At 55.4% G+C, this 8,513-nt stretch carries 4 protein-coding genes and 1 pseudogene; 2 read left to right on the top strand and 3 right to left on the bottom strand.

The window, feature by feature from the left end:
* Window positions 1-249: 249 nt before the first annotated feature.
* The 3 genes from treS to LKE08_RS26705 all read right to left on the bottom strand — a co-directional run bounded on the left by treS (window position 250) and on the right by LKE08_RS26705 (window position 6,198).
* Window positions 250-3,567 carry a maltose alpha-D-glucosyltransferase gene (treS, locus tag LKE08_RS26715; protein WP_324707338.1) on the bottom strand — a complete coding sequence of 1,106 codons (3,318 nt, stop codon included), beginning with the start codon at window positions 3,565-3,567 and terminating at the stop codon, window positions 250-252.
* Window positions 3,568-4,055: 488 nt separating this feature from the next.
* On the bottom strand, window positions 4,056-5,384 hold the full coding sequence (locus LKE08_RS26710; protein WP_324707337.1) for a dihydroorotase: 1,329 nt from the start codon (window positions 5,382-5,384) through the stop codon (window positions 4,056-4,058).
* Window positions 5,385-5,457: 73 nt separating this feature from the next.
* Entirely contained in the window at window positions 5,458-6,198 is a 741-nt protein-coding gene (locus LKE08_RS26705; RefSeq protein WP_324707336.1) for an AsmA family protein, read from the bottom strand.
* A gap of 264 nt (window positions 6,199-6,462) precedes the next feature.
* On the opposite strand from LKE08_RS26705, the gene LKE08_RS26700 reads away from it, so the two are divergent.
* Together LKE08_RS26700 and LKE08_RS26695 are read left to right on the top strand one after the other, a co-directional pair.
* Window positions 6,463-7,740 carry a glutamate-5-semialdehyde dehydrogenase gene (locus LKE08_RS26700; RefSeq protein ID WP_324707335.1) on the top strand — a complete coding sequence of 426 codons (1,278 nt, stop codon included), beginning with the start codon at window positions 6,463-6,465 and terminating at the stop codon, window positions 7,738-7,740.
* Window positions 7,741-8,160: 420 nt separating this feature from the next.
* A pseudogene (locus LKE08_RS26695) lies at window positions 8,161-8,513 on the top strand (hypothetical protein); the annotation flags it as partial.

Raw genomic sequence — 8,513 nt, 5'->3', positions numbered from 1 at the left:
ATGGGAATATTCGCGATTTTTTTATTTTGGCAACCACTCCCATTATGGAGCATGATGTCAATATCTTATCGGAATGGTCGCCACCCTGTCAACCCTTCGGCGAATTTTTTTTCGAGCCCAATTTTTTTTAAATCAACCCTCCCTGTCCTGGAGTGTCTGGAGTGGTGAAACTCCTGTCCATTTGGATTGGACTCCCCTCTCCCAAAGTTGGGAGAAGGGTTGGGGGAGAGGGCCAGAGGGGTCAACAACTCAAACCAATTCCAACAGTTGTTGTAACGGGATATCGATGAACTCCTGGCGGGTATGGTGGTGGAAGTCCACACTTTGGATGATCCGCTCCAACAGGTAGCTGTCGAGGAGGACCTGCAACTCCTGGTGACTGCGGGGCAAGAAGCCGTCCTGGGAGGCGACTTCCAGATAAGATCCCAAAAAGCGGGAGGCGACCCAGTGATACCAAATCCGGCTCCAGTCCTTCATTTGGGGCAGATTTTCCGGTCGGATCATGCCGTTTTCCACCTCATTTCGCAGGGCCAGACGGGTGGCGTAGTCGAAGGACTGCAACATCGCCGCCACGTCCCGCAGGGGCGATCGCTTCATCCGCCGTTCGCTGAGGGTGCGGTAGGTTTCCCCCTCGAAGTCGAGCACCCAGAAGTCCTTCCCAGTGTAGAGAATTTCTTCGAGGGAGTAATCCCCGTGGCAGCGGGTTCGCATACCGGTAATTTTCAGATCCAGCAGCATTTGGAAGCGTCCCAGGATGTAGTCCTGGTGGCTGAGAACCTGCTTGGCGAGGTTTTGGGTGTCGGGGGGCAGGTTTTCGAGTTTCTTCCGCAACCGCAGCATCACCTGTCCGGTGAGATTGCGAGAATATTGGTAGATTGATCGCCGATAAAACAACGAAAACGGTTCGGGGGCGAAATTCGGGTCGTCGGTGTCGCTCGATAGGGCGAGGTGCAGTTCCGCCGTGCGTTGCCCCAACAGTTGGGCGTTGCTGAGGTAGGACCCGATCGCGATCGCCACTTCTTCGGGTATTTCTTGATTCCGCAGCGTCAGCGGCGACTCTTCCGGGACGGCGACCTCCGTTTCCCCGGTCTGCAAGTTGACGCGATCAAAAAAGTCCCGCAAACTGTCCAAGGTGTAATTCCAGGCTTTGATGGCGTCGGGGACGTAAATTTGGAGCACCCCCAACGTCATGGACTCTCCCCGGCGGGATTTATACTCCAACCCGCCCATGACGGGGGCGATGTGTTCCAACTGCCGTTTGTGTCCCAAAAAGTTGCGGATTTCCAGCTCGGGGTTGATGCCCGCTTCCACCCGGCGAAATAGCTTAAAAATCAGGCGATCGCCGTACACCACCAGGGCATTTTTAGCCGCCTCCCGCATCAGTTGGGGGTTGAGCTGTTCGGCGCTCATGTCCAGATTGCCGATCGCATCGGTTGCGATCGCCGTCAGACTGCCGTGCTGTCCGCTATACTGCCGCCGATTCCGGATCATATCCAACGGCAGGGTCAAAAATTCCTGGTCGGCGCTGGCTTCAAATAAAACCCCCTCCTCGCCATCGACATTCACCGACGCCAAAACCGCACTCGGAAGTTGAGTATTAATTTGTCGGGCCAGTTCGTCTTCGGCGTAGGCCAACAAAGCGACATAGGTTTCCGGAAACCCTTCGGTATACTCCACATTCAACAGCACGATCGCCGTCTCCCGGTCGAGTAAGGGAATCCGGATCGACTCGGCGATGGTGACGGACTGCATGATCCGGGACTTGCCCGCGAACCACGGAGAGCGATGCAGGTATTCTGGAAACAAAGACTCCAACCGCTCCCGGGTGTCGGTCTGGGTGAAAATCTGGTGCCAGTTTCCGGCCACTTCCAGGGCGGGGAGTTCGTGGCGGGGGCGTGGCAGCAGGCTTTGGGTGGGGTCGAACTGGAGGATGAACCAATAGAACCCGTAGGGCGCCACGCTGAGAAAATAGGAGGATTCGCCAATTTTGGGGAACTGATTCCGCCCGAAAATTTCCACCGGGACCATGCCCTGAAAGGGTGTCAGATCCAGATCCACCCCCTGCACGAACCGGGATAGGTTGGCGACGACGAGGATATGTTCCCCCGCGTAGGTGCGGACGAAAGCGAACACCTTGCGGTTTTCCGGGTGCAGGAGTTCAAAGGTACCCCGCCCGAAGGCCTGGAAGCGCTTGCGGATGGCGATCAGGCGCTTCATCCACGATAACAGGGAGTTGGGGTTGGCGCTCTGGGCCTCGACGTTGATGGCCTCGTAGTGGTATTCCGAATCCAGAATCACCGGCTGGTAGAGCTTTTGGGGGTTGGCGCGGCTGAATCCAGCGTTGCGGTCCGGGCTCCACTGCATGGGCGTCCGCACCCCGTTGCGATCGCCGATGTAGATGTTATCCCCCATGCCGATTTCGTCCCCATAATATAAGACGGGTGTCCCCGGCAGGGACAGCAGCAGGCTGTTCATCAACTCGATCTGGCGGCGATCGTTCCCCAGCAGCGGCGCGAGGCGGCGGCGGATGCCCAAATTCAGCCGCGCCTGGGTATCTTGGGCGTACACCCGATACATATAATCCCGGTCCTCGTCCGTGACCATTTCCAGGGTCAACTCGTCGTGGTTGCGGAGAAACAGCGCCCACTGGCAGTTGCCGGGGATGGCGGGGGTCTGCTTGAGGATGTCGATGATCGGGAAACTGTCCTCCATCCGCAGGGCCATGAACAGCCGCGGCATCAGGGGGAAGTGGAAGTTCATCTGGCACTCGTCCCCCTCGCCGTAGTAGGCGGCGGCATCTTCGGGCCACTGATTCGCCTCGGCCAGCAGCATCCGGTTGGCATATTTGCTGTCGATGTGGGCCCGCAACCGTTTCAAAAAGGCGTGGGTTTCCGGCAGGTTCTCGCAGTTGGTCCCCTCCCGGACGCACAGGTAGGGCACGGCATCCAACCGCATCCCGTCCACCCCCATCCCCAGCCAAAAGTCCGCCAGGTCCAAAACGGCCTGTTGCAGTTCGGGACTCTCATAATTGAGGTCGGGTTGGTGGGAGTAAAAGCGGTGCCAGTAGTAGGCTTTGGCTACGGGGTCCCAGGCCCAGTTGGAGGTTTCAAAGTCCTGGAAGATGATCCGCACTTCGGGGTATTTGTCCGGCGTGTCGCTCCAAACGTAAAATTCCCGCTCTTTGCTGCCTTTGGGCAGACGCCGCGCCCGCTGAAACCAGGGGTGTTGGTCGGAGGTGTGGTTGACGACGAGCTCGATGATCACGCGGATGCCGCGATCGTGGGCGGCGTCGAGGAAGGTTTTAAAATCGTCTAAATTGCCGTAGATGGGGTTGACGTCGCGGTAGTCAGAGATGTCGTAGCCGTCATCCCGCAGAGGGGAGGGGAAAAAGGGCAGAATCCAAATGGCGGTGACGCCGAGATCTCGGAGGTAGTCCAATTTTTCGGTGAGTCCGGCGAAGTCGCCGATGCCGTCGCCGTTGCTGTCGGAGTAGGCCCGGACGGGGACTTCGTAGATGATGGCGTCTTTGAACCAAAGCGGATCGTTGCTGAGTTTGGAGTGTGGCATACGCTTGATTGTCGTCAAATTTCGGGTTTTGATGTCTCGATAATTGATAATTGACAATTGATAATTGACAATTATTGATGGATTGTTTTCCCGACTTTATTGGGCGATCGCGTCGGGTTCCCATTCACCCTCAGACAGAAATTTGACTCGTCTTCACCGCCGTCGGGCATCGCAGCATCCAATATTTGAGGCTTGGAAATACCTGCAGGTCTGGCGAGAAAACGCGATCGGTCGGCACGGCGAGAGTCAAGGGGATCTTTCACCGGAGAGCGATCGCCCCGACAGGGTTGACGGCTTCCCGGCGCTCTCTCGTCCGAGGGTCGGCATCAGATCTTGTAGATTCGCACGTTCCCGATCCAAAACTGCCCGGGTCCGAGTCCGAAACCAACTGACCCCGCATCCTGACTGGGTGGAACGCACGGGATCGCTCGGCTCACTTTTTATTATCGGGGGTGCGATCGCCGATCGTCTCGGTGTCCTTAAATATTCTAAACATTTCCGAAGCTGAGGGCCTTTCCGCGAACCTCGGTGTTGAATTGGCCGCGATCGTAGGCGATTTGGCCCCCCACGATGGTCACGGCGGGCCACCCGGTCAGGTTCCACCCCTCGAAGGGACTCCAACCGCATTTCGTCTGCAATTCGGAGGCCAATACCGGCCGGTAATTCTCCAGATCCACCAAGATCAGGTCGGCGTCGTAACCGGGGGCGATGACACCTTTGTTGGGGATTTGATACCCTTTCGCCACCGCCGTTGACATCCAGTTGGCGACCTGCGGCACGCTGCACCGCCCCGCCTTCGCCTGGGTGAGCATCAGAGGTAAAGATGTCTCGACTCCTGGCATCCCCGAGGGGGTGTCGGGGTAGGTTTTGGCCTTTTCTTCCAGGGTGTGGGGGGCGTGATCCGTGGCGATAAAGTCGATGACACCATCCAACAATGCTTTCCAAAGAATATCATTATTTTCGGGCGATCGCAGCGGCGGATTCATCTGGGCTTTGGCGCCAATTTTCTCGTAGGCGGCGATATTCAATAACAAATGTTGCGGCGTCACCTCCGCCGTCACCCACTCGGGTTTGTCCTCCCGCAACAGTTCCGCTTCTATGCCCGTAGATAGATGCAAAATGTGCAGCCGCCGCCGATATTTTTTAGAGAGCTTCAAAGCCAGTTGGGTCGCCTCCAAAGCGGCCCGTTCGTCCTGAATTTGGGAGTGTACCGCCACGTCAGTCCGTCCGGCGAATTCTTTCCGGCGTTGCTCGATCCGGGCCTGGTTTTCGGCGTGCACCGCGATCAGGCGATCGCCCCGGGCGAAAATCGGCTCGATGATCTCTTCCCGATCCACCAACAGCGGACCCCGCATCGACCCCATAAAAATTTTGATTCCGGGCGTCGGATTCGCCTCGATCAAATCGAGCTGGTTCTCGGGGGTCGCCCCGATAAAAAAGCCGTAATTGACTAAGGATTTACGAGATGCCCGCTCCAATTTATCCGTCAGGGCTTCTTGAGTATTCGTTAAAGGCTTGGTATTCGGCATCTCCAAAAACGAGGTCACGCCCCCCCGGGCGCAGGCGCGGGAAGCCGTGGACAAATCCTCTTTGTATTCGAGTCCCGGTTCTCGGAAGTGCACCTGGGGATCGATGACGCCCGGTAATAACGTCAACCCCTCCCCGTCGATGTCCGTTTCCGACTCCCCCGCCGCGGCCAGTTCCGGCCCGACTTCGAGGATTTTTCCACCCCCGATTTTCACGTCTCCCAACAGGAACTCGCCCTCCGGTGTCAGGATGCGGGCGCGACGGATATACAGGACGGGGATAGCAGACATGGCCGATCTTCCGGTTACAAACCACGTCGCAATTTTACCACGGATTGGCGATCGCAACATCCTAAAAAAATGATTAATTTAACTGGGGCGCGATCGCATCTTCCAACAGATCGGGTATTTTTTCCCCGCCATCCCTGACGACACTCTCAAATAAGCCGCGGACGAACTCGGCGATCAATTCCTCCGTCAGCACCGCCTGGAGTTCGTCGGAGGAAACGTCGGTCAGTTGCAAGTTTGGTAGTTTAAAATGGATGGGGTCGGCGGTCAATCCAAATGAAGATACAACCAGATTGACCCGGGTATCCCGCACCGCGATCGCCCGAAAGTTGAGTCGGAGCTTCTTTCCGGTTTCGGCCGTTTCCGACCCGCCGATCTCGCCCCCCGACCCCCCCGAATTTTCCTCCGAATTCAGGCGATCGACGACTTTTAAAATATTGTTGCCCGTCAAATTTTGTTCGATATTGATATGGACGGTATCGACGGAAAAATTATCGATTTCTACGATATCGGAAAATAAGGTGCGCGGCCGCAGTTGCAAATCGAGGCGGTCAATTTTCATCAAATAGGGCGTGGCGAATCCGGGGGGATTTTGCAGGGTCAGATTGTCGATCTCCAGGCCGCCGTCGAATTCGTTCAAACTCAAAGATTGAATTTCGACGGGTACGCCGAGGGTGTCGGCAACCACCGATTCGAGATAGGTCTGAACTTGGCGATCGAGCCGAGATAGCCCGACGTTAGCCAGGGCGACGATAACGATTAAAATTCCGGCAAAAATTGCAGCGATCGCCCATCCTTTTGTTCGTCTTCGAGTCAAAATGAACTCCTCCAATGATTTTGATATCCATCGTGTCAGCTTCCAAAAAACATCCGATCTTCAACATTCGATGCCGGAATCAACCCCTTCCATTTGTCAACCTTTCGGATGGCGATCGGCAAAGATCAACCATCCCCGATTCTGAGATTTCAGGATTTTCAAATGTCCGAACCGTCCGGGCGACTGCCATAAAATTCAAGGTCTGGAAATTGGGGAAGTGAGACGATATAATAATATACTGCCCAAACTGTCCACAGATTCGCCATGCTCATCGAAACCGCCCAAAAAACCCGGTCCGCCGCCCGCAAGTTGGCCGTCTTGTCGGCAGAAGCGAAAAACCAGGCCATCGAAGCGATCGCCCGTTCGCTGGAAGTCGCCGCCCCGGAAATCGTCGCCGCCAACCGGGAGGACTGCCGGCAGGCGGAAGCGGACGGCATCGCCAAACCCCTCTACAACCGCCTGAAGATGGACGAAACCAAACTGAAGGGGGCGATCGCGGGACTGCGGGACGTGGGGAAACTCCCCGACCCGGTGGGGGCCACCCAAATTCGCCGGGAGTTGGACGAAGGGTTAATTTTGCGGCGGGTGAGTTGTCCGCTGGGGGTGTTGGGGGTGGTATTCGAGGCCCGTCCCGACGCGGTGATCCAGATTTCGGCCCTGGCGATAAAATCCGGAAATGGTGTGATTCTCAAAGGGGGAAAAGAGGCGACGAATTCCTGTCGGGAATTGGTGAAAGCCATTCGGGCCGGACTCGCACAGACGGCGGTGAACCCGGACGCGGTGCAGTTGTTGACGACGCGGGAAGAAATTATCGAGTTATTGCGGTTGGATGAATATGTGGATTTGATCATCCCCCGGGGCTCGAATTCTTTCGTCCGGTTCGTGCAGGATAACACCCGAATTCCGGTGTTGGGGCACGCGGACGGCATCTGCCATTTATACGTCGATAAAAGTGCCGATATCGAAAAAGCCGTGAAGGTGGCGATCGACTCAAAAATCCAATATCCCGCCGCCTGCAATGCCATTGAAACCCTCTTGATTCATGAAGAAATTGCAGCAAAATTTTTACCTATAGTTGCGGCAAAATTTCAGGAAAAAGGCGTAGAGTTGCGGGGGGATGAAAAGACCCGGGAAATCGTTTCCATGAAAGAAGCGACGGCGGAGGATTGGGAGACGGAATACACCGATCTGATTTTATCCATTAAAATCGTCGAAAGTTTGTCAGCCGCGATCGCCCACATCAATACCCACGGTTCCGGCCACACGGACGCGATCGCCACGGAAGACCCCGAAGCCGCCCAAACCTTTATGGATCTCGTCGATGCAGCGGGGGTATTTCACAATTGTTCCACCCGCTTCGCCGATGGTTTCCGCTACGGTTTCGGGGCGGAAGTGGGCATCAGCACCCAGAAAATGCCGCCCCGGGGACCCGTCGGTTTGGAAGGGTTGGTGACATACAAATATCAACTCGTCGGAGACGGACACATCGTCGCCACCTACGCCGGAAAGGATGCGAAACCGTTCACCCACCGGGACTTATAATCTGCGATCGCGCCTCGGATTTGGGGCGGTTTTTCTGATAAAAATTATCGGTCAATTTCCCCCCTCGAATCTCTCATTGGTTTCGACTTCTGCGAGAGCGATCGCTCAAATCAACTCGATATCCAAAGAAGGGATCAAATCGTCGGAATGATCCAGAGACGCTTTTTTTTCCGATCGCCCGTTGCCTGCCACTCAAAAAATCTTCATTCGCAACATTTGTTCAAACTCCGCGCACCGCCCGATATACCGTGGCGGTCGCCATCCCGAATCGGCGTCCTCTTTTCGTTACATTTGTTAGTTAAAAATTATTGATAAAGTCGCAGAATTGTAAAAAAAAATCGAAAATTTAATATTTGTATCTTTCGTTGACGTTTCCAAAAATTCTGACCTACGATCGAGATAAATTTCGCAGGTTTAACCATGAAAATTAACCGGACGACACAACTCTTTACGGCGATCGCGGTCGGTTTAGCCTGGGTCGCGATCGCTCCCAAACCGGGCGTTGCCGGCACAAATTTTTACTGCAATATGAACGCCCCCACCGGTCACCCCACCGTCTACGCCCAAACCCCATCCGGGGGCAAACCGGTGATGGCTTTGTATTCCCAAGATTTCAAGCGTTATCAGACATGGGTAAACCACAACATTAGTAGACGGATTGTTGACTCTGCATATTCAGCGAATCAAGCCATTGCGCTGGAAGACTTGACCGGGATTCGGGAGCGCACCAACCAGCAGCGTAGAAGCAAAACTGAGCGTAGACGTTCCAACAG

This window comes from Lyngbya sp. CCY1209, from assembly GCF_035615495.1.
In the GTDB taxonomy this organism is placed as follows: Bacteria; Cyanobacteriota; Cyanobacteriia; order Cyanobacteriales; family Microcoleaceae; genus Limnospira.
The sequence above is the reverse complement of the archived record's forward strand: the minus strand, read 5'-3'. Positions and strand labels throughout refer to the sequence as shown.

Excerpts from the sequence above, each read along its gene's own strand:
- treS (WP_324707338.1), bottom strand. The coding sequence starts at position 3,567 with ATGCCACACTCCAAACTCAGCAACGATCCGCTTTGGTTCAAAGACGCC.
- LKE08_RS26710 (WP_324707337.1), bottom strand. The coding sequence starts at position 5,384 with ATGTCTGCTATCCCCGTCCTGTATATCCGTCGCGCCCGCATCCTGACA.
- LKE08_RS26700 (WP_324707335.1), top strand. The coding sequence starts at position 6,463 with ATGCTCATCGAAACCGCCCAAAAAACCCGGTCCGCCGCCCGCAAGTTG.